Genomic DNA, 22,026 nt, shown 5'->3' with positions numbered 1-22,026 from the left:
TTTTTATTGTCTCCATTCTGCTAACCTGTTGAGAAAAGTCGCTGTTTGCGGCATAAACAAAGAATCTTTTTTCCATTTTCCCGTTACAGGGCTCCAGACGATGAGATTTATCGGTAAAATTTTGCTGACGTTCGCCTTACTTCTGGTGCTGGCGATCGTACTGTTGTACGTCCTATTACAAACCCGCTGGGCGGCTGGCTGGGTCAGCCACTGGATTAGCGATAACAGCGAGTACCGCGTCTCCGTTGAGAAAATCGACCATAGCTGGTCTTCTCCGGGGCGTGTGACGTTAAACAATGTCGTCTTCGGGCAAAAGAATCAGTCGGAAATTCTCAACGCTGGCGAAGTCGATTTAGATTTGAGCTGGCGTCAGATAACTGAGCCGCGCTTTTTCGATCGCGTGGTTCTGGCTAACGGGCGTCTTAACGTCAGCCCTTCCTCAATGAATTTACCGTTGCAGGCCAATACCCTTCAGCTCAGCAAAATGGCGCTCACCGGGAATACCGGCGGATTAGATATTCAGGGGCAGCAGATTAATGCCGGTATTTCGCCGTGGCAGCCAAAACCAGCTCAGCTGCTGGGAGACAAAGCCGATTTCCAGCTCAGTGCCGCCAGCCTGACGGTCAACGGGCTTGCGACCGAAAATGTGCTGATTCAGGGCAACATCAATAATAAGGCTCTGACGCTGAGCAATTTTGGCGGCGATCTGGCGCGCGGTCAGCTGACCGGTAAAGCCACGCAGGCCGCTGACGGTAGCTGGAACATTGAAAACCTGCGTCTGAGCAATGTGCGTCTGCAAACATCCAAACCGCTTTCTGCATTCTTCGATGATTTCCAGACGCTGCCCAAAGTAACCATCCAGCGTTTTGATCTGATCGACGCCCGTTTACAGGGGACTGACTGGGCATTCAGCGACGTTGATTTATCCGTGCAGGATCTGACGCTTGAAAAAGGTGACTGGCAAAGCGATGACGGTGAAATCACCCTGAATGCGACCGATATGATTAACGGTAATCTGCATATTCAGGACCCGATTATCAGTCTTGATCTTTCTCAGCAGGGGATTGCCATCAGGCAGGCCACGGCGCGCTGGGAGCGCAGTTTGCTGCGCACCACCGGTAACTGGTTGCGCGCCAATAAACGGCTGCAACTTGATGAAGTTTCCGTCGCGGGTCTGGAATATACGCTGCCGGAAAACTGGAAGCAGCTGTGGAATCAGGCTCTGCCGGATTCGCTTTCAGAAGTGTTCGTCAGCCGGTTTATTGCCAACCGCAACCTGATTATTGATATCAATCCGCAGTTCCCGTTCCAGCTGACCGCACTCGATGGTCTGGGTAATAACCTGCTGCTGGCACGTAATCATCAGTGGGGGATCTGGAGCGGTACGCTGAATCTGAATGCCAGTGAAGCTACGTTTAACCGCAATGATGTACGTCGTCCTTCCATTACGCTGAATGCAAACGACAGCCAGGTGAATATTTCCGAGCTGAGCGCATTTACCAAAGAAGGTTTGCTGGAAGCTACTGCGACCGTGAATCAGCAGCCGCAGCGCCATTTTTCCGTGAAGATGACCGGCCGTTCCGTACCGGCAAATCAGCTGGAAAACTGGGGATGGCCGCACATTTCGCTGGAGGGTAACGCCAATATGCAGCTCAATCTGCAAGGGCAAATGCCAGCGAATGTCGATTACAAACCGACGTTGAACGGGACGTTGCAGGTTAATGGCAGCCAGACAATTGATCAGAGAATGGTAAACGGACTGGTAACAGGTGCATCAGCGCCAGCCCAGACGCCAGTGACACCTTAGCTCTTTACGTTATCATGTAAAAAGGCACCGCGATTTGCAGTGCCTTTTCTATTTATATACCTGATAAATCAGTTAATTTCAGGCTCCAGCGGTGCACCAGGGGCAGCAGGAAGAACCAGATAAGTACCTTCAAACACCGCGCCATCCACTTCATCGCCGTATAAATTCACTTCAAGCTGAACGCGGGCTTTGCGCCCACGTGCCAGACGGTCAAGGTCACCACTGACAGAGCCGAGATCGGCCACCGCACGCGGTCTGCCGGTCACCGGAGAACTGTAGCGGATATGGGCATCGGCCAGCACGATGGTGCCGCCCAGATGGCGCTCACGCAGCAGCAGCCAGATCAACCCCCAGCCGGTCAGCGTGGCCAGCGAAAATAAACTCCCGGCGAATAACGTATGGTGCGGATTCTGGTTGCCCGTTTCCGGCATGGTGGTCACAAAACGCTGGCCGGTATACTGACTGATCCGCACCCCCATTTTTTCACTCAGAGGAATATGATCGTACCAGGCTTGTTGCAGCTGCCCGCACCAGTCGGGGCGATGGAGAATGTCGTCCAGCGTTTCGATTGGTTTAATCATCAGGAAATGGCGGACCGGCGTAGTTTGCGGCGTGGTAATTTCGCCCTGATTCACAAAACCCAGTTTGGCAAAAAAGTCCACAGCGTCTTCACGGGCGCTACAGACGACGCGCTTTACCCCTTCCTGACGCGCCACAGACTCCAGGGTCATCGCCACCAGCGTTCCTAACCCTTTGTCCTGCACATTGGGATCAACGGCCAGGAAGCGGATTGAGGCTTCGTTATCGGCATTTATATATAAACGACCAACCGCGACCGGCTCGCCGCTTTCATCCACGACCATCTGATGATGCGCAATAGAATCGTAGGCATCACGTTCGGAACCTTCAGGCTGGCGCAGGGGTTGGCGCAGCATTTCCCAGCGAAACCGGTAATAGGCAGCCAGTTCTTTTTCGGTCGTCGGTACTCTCAGGTGATACATAGATGCTTTCTCTCCGGCGTTATGCCTTATCGATCAGACTTGTAGCCAGAAGGTCACCGGCCCGTCGTTCACCAGCGCCACTTTCATATCCGCAGCGAAACGCCCGGTTTCGGTCACAATGCCTTTCTCACGACACTGTCCGCAAAAATACTGGTACAAACGGTCGGCTTCCTGTGGCTCAGCACCGCGCGAGAACCCCGGACGCATGCCTTTTTGTGTGTCGGCCGCCAGCGTGAATTGCGACACCACCAGCAGACTGCCACCAGCCTGCTGCACGTTAAGATTCATTTTGTCATTTTCGTCACCGAAAATTCGGTACCCGATCACCCGTTCACAAAGGCGCTTAGCTTTTTGTTCGTCATCGCCCTGTTCAACACCCAGTAAAACCAGTAATCCCGGCCCTATCTGGCCGCAAACGTCGCCATCGATAGTCACGCTGGCATTCAAAACCCGCTGAATTAACGCAATCATACAAATCCTTCGGACTGATTATTCTTCTGCCTTGTATTGGGCAGACTGTAATTTTCTCACGGAACGAAACTCGCCAAGCGTGACGGTAATTTCGGCTCCAAGCAGCACGATACACCAGCTTACATAGACCCACAGAAATAAAATGGGGATCACAGCCAGTACACCGTAAATCAACTGATAAGATGGGAAAAGCTGAATATACAAGGTGAAGATTTTTTTACTTAATTCAAATAATGCGCCGGAAACCAGAGCGCCAACCAGGGCATCTTTTGCCGGAACTCTGACCGTTGGCACCACCTGATATAAGAGCCAGAACGTCACCCACGAAATCAGTAAAGGCAGAATTCTCAGCGCATGGTCGATGAGAGAATGCACCCCGCTAAGGTTCAGCCAGTTCAGAGAAAGCAGATAAGAACTGACTGCGACGCTGGCCACCAGAAGGATTGGCCCGAGCGTTAATACCATCCAGTACACCGCAAATGAGAACACAATCGGGCGCTTGGTTTTGCTGTCCCAGATTTTATTCAGCACGCTGTCCACTGAAGCTATCAACAGCAGCGCAGTGACAATTAACCCGCAGGTGCCCACCGCCGTCATTTTGCTGGAGTTGGCAACGAACTGTTCGAGATACCGCTGAATGGTATTGCCCGTCGCCGGCATGAAGTTAGAAAAGATGAAAGATTTAAGCTGAACGCTGATATCCGAAAACACCGGGAATAACGCAAAGAGAGAAAATACTACAGCGATCAGCGGAACCAGCGAAAGCAAAGAGACATAGGCCAGATGGCCCGCCAGAAGCGTCAGGCCATCTTTATCTGAACGCTTTAAGAGCAGGATTGTGAACTTCCACAATGATTTTGGATAGTGGCTCAATGCCCTTTGCTGCATCCTTACACCCTTCAGGAAAAGTATTTCGGTACCGTCTGGTTATCTTCCACCCACACAGCTTCAATGCCTGCCGCGCGGGCGGCTTCTATATTCTCTGCCACATCATCAAAGAAGACTGCCTGACTGGCAGTAAAGCCCTCTTTCTCCAGCACATGCTGGAAGATTTCCGGTTCAGGTTTTCGCATACCCAGATTTTGCGAAAGATACATCGCATCGGTATTGGCTTCGATTTCCGGATAGTGCTGAGGCCAGAAATCCAGATGTAAGCGGTTAGTATTCGACAGAACGACAACACGATGGCCTTCTTCGTGCAGCTTCTGGAATAACGTGATGACTTCAGGACGCAGGCCTACGAAAACAGCGTGCCAGCCCGCACTGAACTGTTCGAAGCTGAGCGCAATGCCCATTTCATTGCACAGATCGGCGGCAAACTGCTCGTCGCTGATTTCACCCCGTTCGTGCTTCTGGAACACCTCGCCCATTTTAAAACGCTCGGTCAGCGTGGCCAGCGGCGTTCCGCTGAGATGGCTCCACACGCCAAGGACACGTTTGAAATCAATATCAATAATGACGTTTCCCATATCAAAAATGTACAGCATTGCACGCTCCTGATTTCAAAGATGACGTTTAACTTTAGCGGTAAAACGTACACCTGAACAGTGACAGAGTTGCGGTGTTTACCTCAGCGTTAGAAAAAAAGACAAAAAAAACAGGGTACCCAAAGGCACCCTGTTTCTGTGTAACGGCGAGCGTTAAAGAAGATTAACCTTCTTTAGGACCACGCATAGCACGTTTACGATCGTTCTCGGTCAGGTGACGTTTACGGATACGTACAGACTGAGGAGTTACTTCGACCAATTCGTCATCATCGATGAATTCCAGAGCTTGCTCCAGAGACATTTTGATAGCAGGAACCAGAGTCGTTGCTTCGTCAGTACCAGACGCACGCATGTTGGTCAGTTTCTTACCGGTCAGGCAGTTCACGGTCAGGTCGTTAGAACGTGAGTGAATACCGATGATCTGGCCTTCATACACTTCTGCGCCGTGGCCCAGGAACAGTTTACCGCGGTCTTGCAGGCTAAACAGTGCGAACGCAACTGCTTTACCCTGACCGTTGGAGATCAGCACGCCGTTCTGACGCTGGCCGATTTCGCCCGGACGAACGTCATCGTAATGACTGAACGTGGAGTACAGCAGACCGGTACCAGAAGTCATAGTCATGAATTCTGTACGGAAGCCGATCAGGCCACGTGCAGGGATCAGGTAATCAAGACGGATACGACCTTTGCCGTCAGGGATCATGTCTTTGACATCGCCTTTACGCTCACCCATGGCCTGCATAACAGAACCCTGGTGTTGCTCTTCGATATCCAGTGTCACGTTCTCGAATGGCTCTTGCATGCGGCCATCGATTTTACGGTTGATTACTTTAGGACGGGAAACCGCCAGCTCGAAACCTTCACGACGCATGTTTTCGATCAGAACCGACAGGTGAAGTTCACCACGGCCTGAAACGCGGAATGCATCAGCATCTTCAGTTTCTTCTACACGCAATGCCACGTTGTGCACCAGTTCTTTGTTCAGACGGTCAAGGATCTGACGTGAAGTCACATACTTACCTTCTTTACCACAGAACGGAGAGGTGTTAACGCAGAAATACATGGTCACTGTTGGTTCATCAACGCTCAGCGCTGGCAGAGCTTCAACATTCGCCGGATCACAGATAGTGTCGGAGATGTTCAGTTCGCCCAGGCCGGTGATTGCGATGATGTCGCCCGCTTCAGCAATGGTCGCTTCGATACGCTCAAGACCCATGTGGGTCAGAACTTTACCGACTTTACCATTACGGGTTTTGCCTTCGCTGTCGATGACAGTGATTTGCTGGTTAGGCTTAACGGTACCGCGTTTGATGCGGCCGATGCCGATGACGCCAACATAGTTGTTGTAGTCCAGCTGAGAGATTTGCATCTGGAAAGGTGCTTCCATCTCAACTTGTGGCGGAGATACGTGGTCAACGATCGCCTGGTACAACGGGGTCATGTCTTCGGCCATATCGTTATGGTCGTTACCCGCGATACCCATCAGTGCTGATGCATAGATGATTGGGAAATCGAGTTGTTCGTCGGTTGCGTCCAGGTTTACGAACAGGTCGAAGACCTGATCAACAACCCAGTCAGGACGCGCGCCAGGGCGGTCAACCTTGTTGATTACCACGATCGGCTTCAGACCATTAGCGAATGCTTTTTTGGTCACGAAACGGGTTTGCGGCATTGGGCCATCCATTGCATCCACAACCAGCAGCACCGAGTCGACCATTGACATCACACGCTCTACCTCACCGCCGAAGTCGGCGTGTCCTGGGGTATCCACGATGTTGATGCGGTAGTCTTTCCAATTAATGGCGGTGTTTTTTGCGAGGATGGTAATCCCACGCTCTTTCTCCAAATCGTTGGAGTCCATTACGCGTTCGGTGGCTTCTACACGCTCTCCGAAAGTACCGGATTGTTGCAGCAGCTTGTCGACCAGGGTGGTTTTACCATGGTCAACGTGGGCAATAATGGCGATGTTACGCAAATTTTCGATCACAGCTTTGCCTCAGGCATTAGAAATAGCGCGCTATTGTACACGTATTAAGCGAGGTTCTAAACAAGATCACAAGGATCTTGATGAAACAACTTATGGATGGTTACTTTGTGATCCCTTTCACGGTGCAAAAAGACTACTGAACCATTATGACGCACCTTTTTGGTGCTAAACGTCTCACAGTTGGCACCATTATAGTGCAGAAATTCCGTTATGGTGCATACTTATTGAGTGCAAGAGCCCTGTAAAATGGCGTTGTTTGCATTTTCTCAAAGTTGGCACACTTTTCGCTAATAGTTTTTAGGGTAAAAAAAAGTTTTTACAGGGTGAAGCGTCTGACCAGTCAAATAATAGCGCTGTTCAGTCCACACGCCAGTTCAAGTAAAGCTGTTATTTCCAACTAAAGACCAAAAATGGTTATTCGTTCCACGACGATAATGAGAAATTCGGGAGAACTAGTATGTCCGCTGAACACGTTTTGACGATGCTGAATGAGCATGAAGTGAAATTCGTAGATTTACGTTTCACAGATACCAAAGGCAAAGAACAGCACGTCACCATTCCTGCACACCAGGTTAGCGCTGACTTCTTCGAAGAAGGCAAAATGTTCGATGGCTCTTCAATCGGTGGCTGGAAAGGCATCAACGAATCTGACATGGTTTTGATGCCAGATGCGAGCACTGCTGTTCTTGACCCGTTCTACGAAGAAACCACTTTGATCATTCGTTGCGACATCCTTGAGCCAACCACGCTGCAAGGTTATGACCGTGACCCACGTTCTACCGCAAAACGCGCAGAAGATTTCCTGCGCTCTTCCGGGATCGCGGACACTGTGCTGTTCGGGCCAGAGCCAGAATTCTTCCTGTTTGATGATGTGCGCTTCGGCAGCAGCATCTCTGGTTCTCACGTTGCTATCGATGATATCGAAGGCGCATGGAACTCCAGCACCAAATACGAAGGCGGCAACAAAGGCCACCGTCCTGCAGTTAAAGGCGGCTACTTCCCGGTTCCTCCGGTCGACTCCTCCCAGGATCTGCGTTCTACCATGTGTCTGACCATGGAAGAAATGGGTCTGGTTGTTGAAGCTCACCACCACGAAGTGGCCACTGCTGGTCAGAACGAAGTGGCAACCCGCTTCAACACCCTGACTAAAAAAGCTGACGAAATCCAAATCTACAAATACGTGGTTCACAACGTGGCTCACGCATTTGGCAAAACTGCGACCTTTATGCCTAAACCAATGTTTGGCGATAACGGTTCCGGTATGCACTGCCACATGTCTCTGTCCAAGAACGGCAACAACCTGTTCTCTGGCGACAAGTACGGCGGCCTGTCTGAAATGGCACTGTTCTACATCGGCGGTATCATCAAACACGCTAAAGCGATCAACGCCTACGCTAACCCGACTACCAACTCCTATAAGCGTTTGGTCCCGGGCTACGAAGCGCCAGTCATGCTGGCTTACTCTGCGCGTAACCGTTCTGCATCCATCCGTATTCCACACGTATCTACGCCTAAAGCAATGCGTATCGAAGCACGCTTCCCTGATCCAGCGGCTAACCCATACCTGGCGTTTGCTGCACTGATGATGGCTGGCCTGGACGGTATCATTAACAAGATCCACCCTGGCGATGCGATGGACAAAAACCTGTATGACCTGCCACCGGAAGAAGAAGCAGAAATTCCAAAAGTTGCAGGTTCACTGGAAGAAGCGCTGAACGCACTGAACGAAGACCGCGAGTTCCTGACACGTGGCGGCGTGTTCACTGACGACGCTATCGATGCTTACATCGGCCTGCGTAAAGAAGAAATGGACCGCGTGCGTATGACTCCGCATCCGGTTGAGTTCGAACTGTATTACAGCGTTTAATAAAAACAGCGTTTAATTTTCGAATTGAACCTGAACTCAGCGCCCGTCCTCTGACCGGCGCTGAAAAAAATACCCGGCTGGAGGTCTGGCTGTAAGAAAACCTTCAGCATCAAAATTAAGTAAAACGATTTTATTTGTTGCCGTGGAAACTTTCAGCCCATCTCCGGATGGGCTTTTTTCTCCACACTCTTTCCTGCTTAACCCCTCTGACCCGTGATTTCGCCGGGTAGCGAGATAACATGCACCCATCCGGTGCGGGAGACTGCGGTATGGCAACTGGCAAGCTGCCCGATGCTGGGCAGATCCTGAATTCTTTAATCAACAGCGTTCTGCTGTTGGACGACGATTTGGCTGTGCATTACGCCAACCCGGCGGCTCAGCAGTTACTGGCGCAAAGTTCCCGCAAACTTTTTGGCACCCCTTTGCCAGAGCTAGTGGGATATTTTTCGCTCAACATCGAGTTAATGCGTGAAAGTCTGACTGCCGGACAGGGCTTTACAGACAGCGAAGTGACTCTGGTGGTCGATGGCCGCGCTCATGTGTTGTCACTGACTGCCCAGATGCTGCCGGAAGGCTTCATTTTGGTCGAACTTGCGCCGATGGATAATCAGCGACGTCTCAGCCAGGAACAATTGCAGCATGCTCAACAAGTTGCGGCCCGTGATTTGATACGCGGTCTGGCGCATGAAATTAAAAACCCGCTTGGCGGTTTGCGGGGTGCGGCACAGTTGTTATCAAGAGCGCTGCCGGATCCGGCCCTGCTGGAATATACCAAAGTCATTATTGAGCAAGCTGACCGTCTGCGGAATCTGGTGGACAGATTGCTGGGGCCACAGCGCCCGAGCCAGCACATTACACAAAGTATTCATCAGGTTGCAGAGCGCGTTTGTCAGCTGGTATCGATGGAAAAACCCGATAACGTTCAGCTGGTGCGGGACTATGACCCGAGCCTGCCGGAACTGGCACACGACCCTGATCAGATAGAACAAATTTTACTGAATATCACCCGCAATGCCTTGCAGGCGCTGGGGGAGGAAGGCGGCACAATAACACTGCGCACGCGGACTGCTTTCCAGATTACGTTACACGGCGTGCGTTACCGTCTGGCGGCAAGAATCGATATTGAAGATGACGGCCCCGGCGTACCGGCACATTTGCAGGACACTCTTTTTTACCCCATGGTCAGTGGCCGCGAGGGGGGCACCGGTTTGGGCCTTTCTATCGCGCGCAGTTTGATTGACCAGCATTCGGGTAAAGTTGAATTTAACAGTTGGCCAGGACATACCGAATTCTCGGTTTTCCTGCCTATTCGCCAGTGAGGTTCTTATGCAACGAGGGATAGTCTGGATCGTCGATGACGATAGCTCCATCCGCTGGGTACTTGAACGTGCGCTCACTGGAGCCGGTTTGACCTGCACCACGTTTGACAGCGGCAATGAAGTGCTTGATGCCATTGCGACTCAAACCCCTGACGTTTTGTTATCAGATATCCGTATGCCGGGGATGGACGGTTTAGCGCTGTTAAAGCAGATTAAACAACGTCACCCGATGCTTCCGGTCATCATAATGACAGCGCACTCCGATCTGGATGCCGCGGTCAGCGCCTATCAGCAAGGTGCTTTTGATTATCTGCCAAAACCCTTCGACATTGACGAAGCCGTGGCACTGGTTGAACGCGCCATCAGCCATTATCAGGAACAACAGCAACCGGCACGCAGCCAGCCGGCGAGCGGCCCGACGGCGGATATCATCGGTGAAGCGCCAGCCATGCAGGACGTGTTCCGCATTATTGGCCGTTTGTCCCGCTCTTCAATCAGCGTGCTGATTAACGGCGAATCAGGTACTGGTAAAGAGCTGGTGGCTCATGCCTTACACCGCCACAGCCCGCGCACCAAAGCGCCATTTATCGCGCTGAATATGGCGGCAATCCCGAAAGATTTGATCGAGTCCGAATTATTCGGTCACGAGAAAGGGGCGTTTACCGGTGCAAACACCATCCGTCAGGGACGTTTTGAGCAGGCCGATAACGGCACGCTGTTCCTGGATGAAATCGGTGATATGCCGCTCGATGTGCAAACCCGTCTGCTGCGCGTGCTGGCAGACGGTCAGTTCTATCGTGTAGGCGGTTATGCGCCGGTGAAAGTGGACGTGCGTATTATCGCCGCGACCCACCAGAATCTGGAGTTACGGGTTCAGGAAGGGAAATTCCGTGAGGATTTATTCCACCGTCTGAACGTTATCCGCGTCCATCTGCCACCGCTGCGTGAACGTCGCGAAGATATTCCGCGTCTGGCGCGTTATTTCCTGCAAGTCGCAGCGAAAGAGCTCGGCGTCGAAGCGAAAAATCTGCACCCGGAAACGGAGACAGCGCTGACGCGTCTGCCATGGCAGGGGAACGTGCGCCAGCTGGAAAACACCTGTCGCTGGTTAACGGTGATGGCGGCCGGTCAGGAAGTCCTGATTCAGGATTTACCGAGCGAGCTGTTTGAAACTTCGGCCCCGGAAACCGGTGGTCAGAGTCTGCCGGACAGCTGGGCGACATTGCTGGCTCAGTGGGCAGATCGCGCCCTGCGTTCCGGTCATCAAAACCTGTTATCAGAAGCACAGCCTGAAATGGAGCGCACCTTACTGACTACGGCGCTGCGCCATACTCAGGGTCATAAACAGGAAGCCGCACGTTTGCTGGGCTGGGGACGAAATACCCTGACCCGCAAGCTGAAAGAACTGGGCATGGAATAAAAGCCAGCTGCCAGAAAACAAAACAGCCGCTCATGCGGCTGTTTTTATTTGCAGTGAATAAAATTTCCAGCGAAAAATCAGATCACGCGGGAGAACTGCTGCTGGCGCACCTGGCGGCGCAGATAAATATCAAAGCACATGCAGATATTGCGGATCAGCAAACGTCCGCGTGGCGTGACCTGAATATGCGTATCGCTCACTTCAACCAGCCCGTCTTCAGCCAGCGGTTTGAGCAGCGCCAGATCGTCGGCGAAATAGTCGGTAAAGCGGATATCATAGCGCTGTTCGATATCGGCAAAACTCAGCTCGAAATGGCAGATCAGTGATTTAATCACATCGCGGCGCAGACAATCGTCATCGCTCATTTCCAGACCGCGCCATAACGCATTCCCCTGCTCTTCCACTCTGGCGTAATAGGTTTTCAGGTCTTTCTCGTTCTGCGCGTAGGTATCGCCCAGCATACTGATGGCCGATACGCCCATGCCCAGCAAATCGCTGTCGCCCTGCGTGGTATATCCCTGGAAATTACGGTGCAGTTTGCCTTCGCGCTGGGCAATCGCCAGTTCGTCGTCAGGACGGGCAAAGTGATCCATGCCGATAAATCGGTAACCGGACGCCGTCAGCGAGGCGATAGTTTCCTGCAGGATTTTCAGTTTCTCTTCCGCACCAGGCAAATCGGCATCTTTGATTTTGCGCTGTGCGGCAAACAATTTTGGCATGTGCGCGTAATTGAACACGCTCAGGCGATCCGGATTCAGCTCTGCCACGCGTTGCAGCGTATAAGCGAAACTCTCCGCTGTTTGTTTCGGCAGGCCATAAATCAGGTCGATATTGGTGGAATTGAAACCCAGCGCACGGGCGCGTTCAATCAGGGCAAAAATGAAATCTTCGTCCTGCTCGCGATTAACCAGCCGCTGCACTTCTTTATTGAAATCCTGCACGCCCATGCTCAGACGGTTAAAGCCTTCGCTGCGCAAATGGTCGAGCACATCCAGCTCGATTTCGCGGGGATCGATTTCAAGAGACATTTCAGCATCGGGCAGGATATCAAACTGTGCCCGCAGAAGGCCCATCAGACGGCTTATCTGCGTTTTATTGAGATAAGTCGGTGTACCACCGCCCCAGTGCAACTGACTGACCTGACGGCCCTTAAAGAGCCGCGCACGGTGACTTATCTCTTTCTCAAGCACGTTAAGATAGTCTTCGGCTTTATGCTGCTGGCGCGTGACCAGTTTATTGCAGCCGCAGAAATAGCAAAGCTTATGGCAGAAAGGAATGTGCACATACAGCGAAAGGGAGCGCTCAGGGTAACGGACAGCCGCTTTTTTAAAAGCCGCATCGTCGTAGCTTTCGCTAAATTCGAGTGCTGTTGGATAGGATGTGTATCGCGGACCTGAATAGTTGTACTTCTGGATCAGCGCTAAATCCCAGACGGTTGTCTGTTCTGACATGGGTGACTTACTCCTTCCGGCGTCGGATGCTGCCGGTTCCCCTTGAAGGCAGGCTTTTGGCCTGCCTTACAAAGGTCGCTCTGCGCAAACGTGCTTTAGTTTTCGATAACCGTCGTAGTTTACCGAATAACCAAAGGAGATAACATGCAAAGAGTAAGGCTATTGCCGGGAGAACCCAGCGCATCGCTTAGAAACCTTCTTTAGGAGTCCCGCGCTTGAGCAGCTGCATCATATCTTCGTTCTTCTCTTCTTCTTCGTCATCTTCGTCGTCGCCGAGTTCGATACCGAGGATTTCCATCAGAACATCAATACGATCCAGAGTCTGGTCAACATAAGCCTGATCTTCTGCGCTCAGCGCTTTGCCGTCGTCAATAAGATCGAGCAGTGAATCCAGACGCTCATCATTTTCCAGTAATGTCAGTTCTTCTTGCGGAGACATTTTTGGTTTTTCTTCCGGCTTCGCCTGCGCCGCTTTCTTCGCTTTCGCTGCATTGTTCGTGACGGTTTCCACGATCAATGGCACAGCTTTCTTACTGCCGATACGCGGATCGGTTTTCTTCGCGCCAGCACCGCCTTGGTTCTGACCGCCTTCCGGGTTCGCGCGTGAGCCTGCTTTGTGGCCACGGCGCTTATTGTCACGCTTGCGTTCGCGCGCTTCGATATCAAGCTCTACACGACTTTTCTTCTTCGTTTTAGCTGTCGCGGTATTGGCGCGCGGTGCTTTCGCTGGCTGTTTCATGGCATCTGCTCTTAGGTGTGTACATTTAGTATAGATTTGCGGCGGAATCTAGCAGAAAGCGAACAAAGAAAAAAGGCAGCAAGTTAACCTTGCTGCCTTTTTCTTTCCTTCCGGAGAAGGATATTCCTCAAACACTCTCCCTGTCTGGCGTCAACGTCCCGGTTTTTCCTTTGCCTTTCAGAGCCTCCGGCTCCGTTCGTCCTTAAAACGCGATGCATTTCCCGTGATCCCTGAATGCAATATTCGTCCTTGTTTCCATTCTCGCCTTCACCGCGTAAGAAATACTTTACCCGACTGGCACAAAGGCTCAAGATACCCGCCTGCCGTCTTGTGGGTTTCAGAACCACATTATTTTTATCTTATTGAAATTTAATGACATTAAAAAACACGGCGACAAAACAAGCGAAATAACCCGCATCATGAATAGCAAATGTCTTACATCATGAAGGCAATTTCCCCCGCCTTCATCTCTGTGGTCCCTTCGCCTCATCATTCGGAATTTAAAAACACGAACGCATCTCGGCTCTGTTGCAGTTATAATCGCCAGCCAGATACTCATGCCTCACGGAGACGCACGCTTTGACCAGCCAAACTTACAACTATCATATGACCCATTTCGTCATGAGCGCCCCGGATATCCGGCATTTGCCATCTGACGCAGGCATTGAAGTCGCATTTGCTGGTCGTTCAAACGCCGGCAAATCCAGCGCATTAAATACTTTGACGCAGCAGAAAAGCCTCGCCCGTACCAGTAAAACACCCGGCCGTACTCAGCTCATCAACCTGTTCGAAGTCACACCGGGCATTCGTCTGGTCGACCTGCCGGGTTATGGTTACGCTCAAGTGCCGGAAGAGATGAAGCGTAAATGGCAGCGCGCGCTGGGCGAATACCTGCAAATGCGTAACTCTTTGAAAGGTCTGGTGGTGTTGATGGATATCCGCCATCCGCTGAAAGATCTCGATCAGCAGATGATTCAATGGGCTGTTGATGTAGGAACACCGGTGATGTTGTTGCTGACGAAAGCCGACAAACTGGCATCCGGTGCGCGTCAGGCGCAAATCAAAATGGTTCGCGAAGCCGTGAAAGAATTCATGGGCGATATTCAGGTAGAAGCGTTCTCTTCAACGAAGAAAATCGGTGTGGATAAACTGAGTGACAAACTGAACACCTGGTTCAGCGAAATCCCGCCGGAAGTTTTGGAAGATGTTTTGTCTGACGAAGGCGAGTAATTAACCGCGCTTTAACGAAGAAAACTGTAAGTAAAGAACATGTCAGGGTAGCCAACAGGCTGCCCTTTTTTATGGATACGGTTTGATGACAGGTCGTCAAAAAATAGGTGTAACTCTGTGAAAAGCCCAATAAAAAACGCCCCAGACATAAATGCCTGGGGCGGCTAAAATATTCAGCCAAATCCGATTACGTGAAGTAAAAGGTCTGAAAGATAGAACATCTTACCTCTGTACCCTACGAGAGAAACTTTACCCTATTTCCTGACAGGGAAAAAGAACTTTTTGTAGTTTACTTACACAAAAATCGCGGTTTATGCGATCACCTTCATGGTCTGAACACAAAATTCTGTAGCTTAATTACAATAAAAGCTTAATAACTATCCACTTAGTGAGCCTGATCCCAGTTTTGGCCAGTCCCGACTTCAACCTTCAATGGAACCGCCAGCGTCATGCTTGCTTCCATCAGATTGCGAATTTTTTCACTTGCTGCTTCAACATCATCTTTATGCACTTCAAATACCAGTTCATCGTGTACCTGCATGATGATGCGGGCACGCGGAGCATCTGACTGTTTCAGCCAGGCATCGACGCTTATCATTGCGCGTTTGATAATGTCAGCTGCCGTACCCTGCATCGGGGCGTTGATCGCGGCACGTTCAGCTCCTTTACGGCGCATCGCGTTGCTGGATTTAATGTCCGGCAGATACAGACGGCGACCATCCAGTGTTTCCACGTAACCCTGCTCAGATGCCTGAGTACGCGTACGTTCCATATATTCCAGCACGCCCGGATAACGCTCGAAGTATAAATCCATATAACGCTGAGATTCCTTGCGCGGAATGTTCAGCTGGCGTGACAGACCAAAGGCGCTCATGCCGTAAATCAGACCAAAGTTAATCGCTTTCGCGCTGCGACGTTGTTCGCCGGAGACTTTCTCCAGCGGAGTGCCGAAGACTTCTGCGGCGGTTGCGCGGTGAATATCTTTGCCTTCAGCAAAGGCTGTCAGCAAGCCTTCATCTTTCGATAAATGCGCCATGATACGCAATTCAATCTGCGAGTAGTCGGCAGCCAGAATGATGTAGTCTTTTGGCGCGATAAACGCCTGACGGATGCGACGCCCTTCGTCATTACGCACCGGAATGTTTTGCAGATTGGGATCGCTGGAAGACAGACGGCCGGTAGCCGTTACCGCCTGATGGTAAGACGTATGCACGCGACCAGACTGCGGGTTGATCATCAATGGCAGTTTGTCGGTGTAAGTTGATTTCAGTTTCGCCAGACCACGATATTCCAGAATAACTTTCGGCAATGGATAATCGAGTGCCAGTTCAGCCAGAACTTCTTCATTAGTTGAGGGTGCGCCACCCGGAGTTTTCTTCAGGATCGGCAATTTCTGTTTTTCATACAGAATGGCCTGAAGCTGTTTGGTCGAAGAAAGGTTAAAAGGCTCTTCGGCCAGTTCATGCGCTTTGTTTTCCAGCTCGTTCAGACGAATAGCCAGCTCTTTCGAGTGAGCAGCGAGGATGTTTTGATCAATCAACACACCGGTGCGTTCGATATGGGACAGAACAGGCACCAGCGGCATTTCAATATCCGTGAACACCCTGGTCAGGGATTCGCTTTGCTGAATACGTGGCCAGAGTGTCTGATGCAATTGCAGCGTGACATCGGCATCTTCTGCCGCGTAAGGCGCTGCCTGCTCAAGCGCAATCTGGTTGAAAGTCAGCTGATTTTTGCCCTTACCGGCAATCTCTTCAAAGCCTACGGTTTTATGACCGAGATAGCGATCGGCCAAACTGTCCATGTCATGACGGCCAGATACGCTGTCGAGCACGTAAGATTCAAGCATGGTATCGAAGGCGATGCCTTTCAATTCGATGTCATAACGCAGTAAAACGCCGCGGTCGAACTTCAGGTTCTGCCCGACTTTGCGCTGCTTTTCATCTTCGAGTAACGGTTTAAGTTGTTTAAGCACATCATCGCGATCCAGCTGCGCCGGTGCATCCAGATAGTCATGCGCCACAGGAAGATAAGCCGCTTTGCCCGCTTGTGTAGCGAAAGACAAACCAATCAGATTGGCCGTCAGCGTATCCAGACCATCTGTTTCGGTATCGAAAGCGAAAACGTCCGATGCTTTCAGATAACCGATCCACTCATCGAGAGTCGCCTGATCCAGAATGGTGACGTAACCCTCCTGAGAGAGCTGATTAGGTTCGACTGCAGATGCTGAAACCGTTTCTTCAGCCTGCGCGCCTTTCTTCGCCGATGCCGGCGCTTTGCCAGCAGATTTTTTGCTGCTCAGCCAAGTGCCAGATTCCACATCTGCCAGCCAGCGTTTGAATTCATAGCGACCAAAAAGCTTATGGAGTTCGTCGGCATCAGGCTCTGAAACCGTCAGTTCTGCACAGGTCAGATCCAGCTTAACGTCCGTTTTAATAGTCGCCAGCTGGTAAGAGAGGTAAGCCACCTCTTTATTATCCGCCAGTTTTGCAGCCATGGTTTTTGAACCACGGAAGCTTAATGTCGAGACTTTATCGAGATCAGCATACAACGCATCAAGGCCACCAATGCCTTGTAAAAGCGCCTGTGCTGTTTTCTCACCCACGCCCGGTACACCCGGAATGTTATCCGAGGAGTCGCCCATCAGCGCGAGGAAATCAATAATGAGTTCCGGCGGAACACCATACTTCTCGACAACTTCATCTGGCCCCAGGATCGCGTTGTTCATGGTGTTGATCAGGGTGACGCCCGGCGTAACCAGCTGCGCCATATCTTTATCACCAGTACTGATCAGAACCGCATGACCCGCTTTCTCGGCTTCAAGTGCCAGCGTACCGATCACGTCATCTGCCTCTACGCCGGAAACGACCAGTAACGGCAGCCCCATCGCTTTCACCATTTGATGAAGTGGCTCAATCTGAGAGCGCAGATCATCCGGCATCGGAGGGCGGTGAGATTTATACTGTTCAAACAGTTCATCACGGAAGGTTTTGCCTTTCGCGTCAAAAACCACAGCAACGTGGCTTGGGGTGTATTGCAGCAACAGGCTGCGCAACATATTCAGCACACCGTACATCGCGCCGGTCGGTTCGCCCGCAGAGTTGGTCAGCGGAGGGAACGCATGGTAAGCGCGATAAAGGTAGGACGAGCCGTCCACCAGGATTAAGGGGTTTTCTGCTATCTGGGCCATAACTCTTCTTTATTCGTGATCAGACATGCTCTAAGGATGCCATAGCCAGCGGGAAAGACGAACCTTGAGAAGGAAATTCATTGCGAAGTTGCGAGGGATCTCGAAGGATCATCCTGTGGATAACTTTGTGAATAGTTTTTATAGGAAATTAATAAAGGATGTTAATTCAAAAGCACATCAAAATTTTAGCTACGTGTTTCATCAGGTTATACGATTGCTTAATGAAATATTGATGTAATAGAAGTTTAATAGCTATTGTGGATAGTAATATTTACGGGGAAATTTTCTGAGGGGAGTTTTTTATATTTACGTCTGAGAACATTTCCATTTTCTCATTTCTTTTAAAATATAACGCCAGCCCGAAAGCTGGCGTTGAAATCAGAAATTCTTATTTTTTGGTCGCTAAGAAGTTGATCACATCAGAATATTGTTTGACGTACATATCCATTGAGCTGGTATCAAGTCCGTCATTTTTAACCATATATTTGCCGTTCACAAATACAGAAGGAACACCTTGCAGACCCAGGTCAGCAGCGGCTTTCTCCTGTTGAACAACCAGAGATTTCACGACAAAGCTGTTAAGTGCGGCATCATAATCTTCGCCCTTCACACCCGCCTGAATAAAGACTTTACGGATATCGTCAGCATTCTGAACTGATTGCTGTTTCTGTACAGCATCAAACATCAGCGGGCTCACTTTGTCTTCAACACCCAGAGCAATCGCAACAGCCCAGGCTTGAGTTAATTGTTTACCCAATGGCCCCAGGAATTCGACGTGATACTTGGTGTATTTAACATCTTTAGGCAAGTTCTTACGGATACTGTCAGAGACATGCCAGACTTGTTCAAACTGGTAGCAGTGCGGGCAATAAAATGAGAAGAACTCGAGTACCTGTGGCTCATTAGCAACGGTTTTATCTAAAGTAACGTACTGTGCGCCATCAGAGAATTGCGCGGCAGACACACTGAAGGCCATAACCATACCAACCAGTGCCAGGAATATCTTTTTCATATAAAGCCTATCTCCATTTAATTAAACTTCGAACATTAATCATGACTCAATACATTGGCATCAGCTGTAAAGGAGGTGCCTGTAATTTCTTAACTTGCTCAGTAAAAGCCGCTATCTGACTACGCCAGAAATCTTCGTCCTGCATCCAGGGGAAACTCTTAGGAAATGCAGGATCTTCCCAGCGACGGGCAACCCAGGCCAGATAATAAACCATGCGCATAGCGCGAAGTGGTTCAATCAAAGACAGTTCGCGAGTGTCTATATCTGCAAACTCTCCGTAAGCTTCCAGCAAGATATCTAACTGGAGCCTTTGCTCACTTTGGGGGCCATGCAGAAGCATCCAGAGATCCTGTATCGCCGGGCCATTGCGGGCATCATCCATATCAACAAACAGCGGCCCGTCACGCCAGAGAATGTTGCCCGGGTGGCAATCACCATGTAAGCGTAGAGGCTGCCAGTCAGTATGCCAATATTCACATGTCGTGCGAATCAGCTGATCGGTTGCAGATAAAAAAGGTTCGCGCAAACTTTTGGGGATCAGCGGACATTGGGCGAGAACCTCTCGCGGGCGGAAAAGATATTCGTCCACCCCAATAGTCGGACGTGCCGAAAACAGGCTCTCGCTGCCCACCTGATGAATGCGTCCAAGAAAACGTCCTACCCACTCCAGTTGGTCGAGATTGTCGATCTCATACTGGCGTCCACCCACGCTGGGAAATACGGTGAACATATATCCCTGATAGTGATGCAGTGTGTTTTCGTTGATAGAAAGAGGGGCAACCGCAGGAATTTCAGCATCGGACATATCCAGAGAAAACTGATGCTCTTCGTGGATCTGCTCTTGCGTCCATCGCTCAGGACGGTAAAATTTCACCACATAGCGTTTCCTGTCTTCACCGAGAAACTGGTAAACACGGTTTTCATAACTGTTTAATGCAGTGAGGCCGGACTCAGCAATAAGACCGACACTCTCTAACGCATCAAGGATAAGATCCGGCGACAATGCCTGAAAATTAAAAGCTGAATTGTTCATAACTTCATTCGGATTGGCCGCACAGAAAAATGACAATGGGAAATAGTATCATCTATTTTTGGCGGTTCGCATGAAGTTCACATAAGTTTACATCAATCTTTAATCACACCACGGGCACGTAAAAGTGCGGTTTTAAAATCATCCTCATAGTCTTTCTTCAAACCTGGGATTTCAGCCGTGCTGTCAGTACCACGCATTTTCAGGTGATAAATCAATGTGTCATCACTGAGTTCGCCTAATGGTCCCTGATATCCACATTCTGTGACCAGTTTCTGAATAAACTCCATCAGGTTCAGATCGCAATCCTCTTTCCATGCCGGATGCAGTAGTTCGATCAGCTCGTTCACACGATGTTCTTTCATGATAATCCTTCTCCACTTGTTTTCAGACCTTAAAAATAACAGGGTTATTTCGTCAGGGAAAGTACAAGCTCACCCCAGACAAGTTTAACCTGCCCGGAGGTAAATTAAGGCGTTACAATAATGGGATAATGGTGTTTTGACGGGCAGGTATTATGGATCGCAACAGTATTACGGGCGTTATTTTAGCAGGCGGTCGTTCGAGCAGGATGGGTGAAGATAAGGGACTGGTCGAAATTAATGGTAGGCCTTTATTTGAACTCATCGCTGAAAGATTATGCCCGCAGGTCGGAGAAATTCTGATCAGCTGCAATCAGAATTCTGAACGCTATGGGAAGGATTTCCAGACAGTCCCGGACATCGAACAGGATTTCTCAGGCCCTCTTGCCGGTATGCTTGCCGCGTTATCGGTGAGTAAAACCGAATGGGTACTTTTCGTTCCCTGCGACGTTCCGGCTTTCCCCGCAGGTCTTAGTAAATCATTGTCTGCCGGACTATCAGGACAGAAAGCGGCCTATGCGCGCGACACGGAGCGTGAGCATCCGACACTTTGCCTGTTAAACCGAAGTTTAATCCCAGCACTGACGGCGTATCTGGAAAACGGTGACAGGAAGCTGATGATTTTCCTTCATAACATTGGAGCAAAATCTGTACTGTTCAGTGAATCATTGGCGTTTTCCAACCTCAACACGCCTGAAGATGTGGCACTTTGGAAAACTCGCAATCAAGATCTCTCAAGATGATAAACAAACAAATTCCACTGCTTGGGATCGTCGCTTACAGCGGGACGGGAAAAACAACATTGCTGAAACAGCTCATTCCCTACCTTCGTCAGCGTGGCATACGAACCGGTCTGATCAAGCATACCCACCATGATGTCGACGTTGATACACCGGGAAAAGACAGTTTTGAACTGCGTAAAGCTGGCGCAGACCAGACGATGGTTGCCAGCAATAACCGGTGGGCACTGATGACTGAAACTCCGGGACAGGGCGAGCTCAGTCTGGAGTATCTGGCGACACGTTTCGACAGTAATAACCTGGATATGATTTTAGTAGAGGGATTTAAGCATGAAGAGATCGATAAAATCGTGCTACACAGGCAGGAAACAAGTAAATCACTTGAGAGTCTGATTAATATACATGTAGTTGCGGTGGCGAGTGATGATCTGTTCGTGCCTGTTTCACAGGCAATCAGCATCCTGAATATAAATGAGGTAGATGAAGTCGGAGAGTTTGTAATTCAGTGGCTGAAAAGTCAGCAAAACTAGAGGTTCTGTCCTCTTTTCTTCTCCTAAACTTCACATAGCAAAAAGCCCCGCACTTTCGTACGGGGCTTTTGTCTTTATTTGATGCCTGGCAGTTCCCTACTCTCGCATGGGGAGACCCCACACTACCATCGGCGCTACGGCGTTTCACTTCTGAGTTCGGCATGGGGTCAGGTGGGACCACCGCGCTACTGCCGCCAGGCAAATTCTGTTTCATTCATACCGCTCACCTTAAATCAGGATTGCACTACGAACCAATCTCGGAACATTCAGCTGAAAATCTACTCTTGCGAGCCTGTCTCTCAAATCAAAACACCTTTGGTGTTGTAAGGTTAAGCCTCTCGGGTCATTAGTACTGGTTAGCTCAATGCATCGCTGCACTTACA

At 50.3% G+C, this 22,026-nt stretch carries 19 protein-coding genes and 1 rRNA gene; 7 read left to right on the top strand and 13 right to left on the bottom strand.

What is annotated here, in order from left to right; all coding sequences use genetic code 11:
• Window positions 1-100 precede the first annotated feature (100 nt).
• The gene (locus tag D6C13_RS12465; protein WP_120133065.1) at window positions 101-1,807 is read left to right on the top strand and encodes an AsmA family protein; all 1,707 of its coding nucleotides are present in this window, start codon (window positions 101-103) and stop codon (window positions 1,805-1,807) included.
• A gap of 68 nt (window positions 1,808-1,875) precedes the next feature.
• On the opposite strand, the gene fabY is transcribed toward D6C13_RS12465, so the two are convergent.
• The 5 genes from fabY to typA form a co-directional block, all read right to left on the bottom strand.
• Window positions 1,876-2,808, bottom strand: a complete 933-nt coding sequence (gene fabY / locus D6C13_RS12460; RefSeq protein ID WP_120133064.1) for a fatty acid biosynthesis protein FabY — start codon at window positions 2,806-2,808, stop codon at window positions 1,876-1,878.
• Between the two features lie 33 nt (window positions 2,809-2,841).
• Window positions 2,842-3,279, bottom strand: a complete 438-nt coding sequence (gene dtd, locus D6C13_RS12455; protein WP_112289293.1) for a D-aminoacyl-tRNA deacylase — start codon at window positions 3,277-3,279, stop codon at window positions 2,842-2,844.
• Window positions 3,280-3,297: 18 nt separating this feature from the next.
• Complete coding sequence (locus D6C13_RS12450) at window positions 3,298-4,167, bottom strand: virulence factor BrkB family protein (protein WP_120133063.1); 870 nt, start codon at window positions 4,165-4,167, stop codon at window positions 3,298-3,300.
• An 11-nt stretch (window positions 4,168-4,178) separates the two neighbouring features.
• Window positions 4,179-4,766, bottom strand: a complete 588-nt coding sequence (gene yihX, locus D6C13_RS12445; RefSeq protein ID WP_120133062.1) for a glucose-1-phosphatase — start codon at window positions 4,764-4,766, stop codon at window positions 4,179-4,181.
• Between the two features lie 163 nt (window positions 4,767-4,929).
• Window positions 4,930-6,753, bottom strand: a complete 1,824-nt coding sequence (typA, locus tag D6C13_RS12440) for a ribosome-dependent GTPase TypA (RefSeq protein WP_120133061.1) — start codon at window positions 6,751-6,753, stop codon at window positions 4,930-4,932.
• Window positions 6,754-7,210: 457 nt separating this feature from the next.
• On the opposite strand from typA, the gene glnA reads away from it, so the two are divergent.
• The 3 genes from glnA (at window position 7,211) to glnG (ending at window position 11,359) form a co-directional block, all read left to right on the top strand.
• Window positions 7,211-8,620 carry a glutamate--ammonia ligase gene (gene glnA, locus D6C13_RS12435; protein WP_120133060.1) on the top strand — a complete coding sequence of 470 codons (1,410 nt, stop codon included), beginning with the start codon at window positions 7,211-7,213 and terminating at the stop codon, window positions 8,618-8,620.
• A 269-nt stretch (window positions 8,621-8,889) separates the two neighbouring features.
• Window positions 8,890-9,939, top strand: a complete 1,050-nt coding sequence (glnL, locus tag D6C13_RS12430) for a nitrogen regulation protein NR(II) (protein WP_120133059.1) — start codon at window positions 8,890-8,892, stop codon at window positions 9,937-9,939.
• A gap of 7 nt (window positions 9,940-9,946) precedes the next feature.
• A complete protein-coding gene (glnG, locus tag D6C13_RS12425; RefSeq protein WP_120133058.1) occupies window positions 9,947-11,359 on the top strand; it encodes a nitrogen regulation protein NR(I) in 1,413 nt (470 codons plus the stop codon).
• A 77-nt stretch (window positions 11,360-11,436) separates the two neighbouring features.
• On the opposite strand, the gene hemN is transcribed toward glnG, so the two are convergent.
• Both hemN and yihI read right to left on the bottom strand, forming a co-directional pair.
• Window positions 11,437-12,810 carry an oxygen-independent coproporphyrinogen III oxidase gene (gene hemN / locus D6C13_RS12420; RefSeq protein WP_120133057.1) on the bottom strand — a complete coding sequence of 458 codons (1,374 nt, stop codon included), beginning with the start codon at window positions 12,808-12,810 and terminating at the stop codon, window positions 11,437-11,439.
• A 187-nt stretch (window positions 12,811-12,997) separates the two neighbouring features.
• Window positions 12,998-13,549: a Der GTPase-activating protein YihI gene (gene yihI / locus D6C13_RS12410; protein WP_120133055.1), complete on the bottom strand. Its 552-nt coding sequence runs from the start codon at window positions 13,547-13,549 to the stop codon at window positions 12,998-13,000.
• A 579-nt stretch (window positions 13,550-14,128) separates the two neighbouring features.
• Here yihI and yihA point away from each other — a divergent pair.
• Complete coding sequence (gene yihA, locus D6C13_RS12405; RefSeq protein ID WP_120133054.1) at window positions 14,129-14,779, top strand: ribosome biogenesis GTP-binding protein YihA/YsxC; 651 nt, start codon at window positions 14,129-14,131, stop codon at window positions 14,777-14,779.
• A 173-nt stretch (window positions 14,780-14,952) separates the two neighbouring features.
• Here yihA and spfP read toward each other — a convergent pair whose 3' ends face one another.
• From spfP to D6C13_RS12385, 5 genes are all read right to left on the bottom strand, one after another.
• Window positions 14,953-15,000, bottom strand: a complete 48-nt coding sequence (spfP, locus tag D6C13_RS26290) for a small protein SpfP (protein WP_071892919.1) — start codon at window positions 14,998-15,000, stop codon at window positions 14,953-14,955.
• Between the two features lie 164 nt (window positions 15,001-15,164).
• Entirely contained in the window at window positions 15,165-17,969 is a 2,805-nt protein-coding gene (gene polA, locus D6C13_RS12400) for a DNA polymerase I (protein ID WP_120133053.1), read from the bottom strand.
• A 388-nt stretch (window positions 17,970-18,357) separates the two neighbouring features.
• Window positions 18,358-18,981, bottom strand: coding sequence for a thiol:disulfide interchange protein DsbA (dsbA, locus tag D6C13_RS12395; protein ID WP_056777623.1), 624 nt, complete (start codon window positions 18,979-18,981; stop codon window positions 18,358-18,360).
• A 46-nt stretch (window positions 18,982-19,027) separates the two neighbouring features.
• A complete protein-coding gene (locus tag D6C13_RS12390; protein WP_120133052.1) occupies window positions 19,028-20,014 on the bottom strand; it encodes a serine/threonine protein kinase in 987 nt (328 codons plus the stop codon).
• Between the two features lie 92 nt (window positions 20,015-20,106).
• Window positions 20,107-20,376: a YihD family protein gene (locus D6C13_RS12385; protein WP_120133051.1), complete on the bottom strand. Its 270-nt coding sequence runs from the start codon at window positions 20,374-20,376 to the stop codon at window positions 20,107-20,109.
• Between the two features lie 152 nt (window positions 20,377-20,528).
• Between D6C13_RS12385 and mobA the strand changes: the two genes are divergently transcribed.
• Window positions 20,529-21,116, top strand: coding sequence for a molybdenum cofactor guanylyltransferase MobA (gene mobA, locus D6C13_RS12380; RefSeq protein ID WP_120133050.1), 588 nt, complete (start codon window positions 20,529-20,531; stop codon window positions 21,114-21,116).
• Window positions 21,113-21,643: a molybdopterin-guanine dinucleotide biosynthesis protein MobB gene (gene mobB / locus D6C13_RS12375; RefSeq protein WP_120133049.1), complete on the top strand. Its 531-nt coding sequence runs from the start codon at window positions 21,113-21,115 to the stop codon at window positions 21,641-21,643. The genes mobA and mobB overlap by 4 nt, the downstream gene beginning before the upstream one ends.
• 83 nt (window positions 21,644-21,726) lie before the next feature.
• Here mobB and rrf read toward each other — a convergent pair.
• Window positions 21,727-21,842 (bottom strand): 5S ribosomal RNA (gene rrf, locus D6C13_RS12370).
• Window positions 21,843-22,026: the final 184 nt, after the last annotated feature.

Source organism: Rahnella woolbedingensis (assembly GCF_003602095.1).
In the GTDB taxonomy this organism is placed as follows: domain Bacteria; phylum Pseudomonadota; class Gammaproteobacteria; order Enterobacterales; family Enterobacteriaceae; genus Rahnella; species Rahnella woolbedingensis.
The sequence above is the reverse complement of the archived record's forward strand: the minus strand, read 5'-3'. Positions and strand labels throughout refer to the sequence as shown.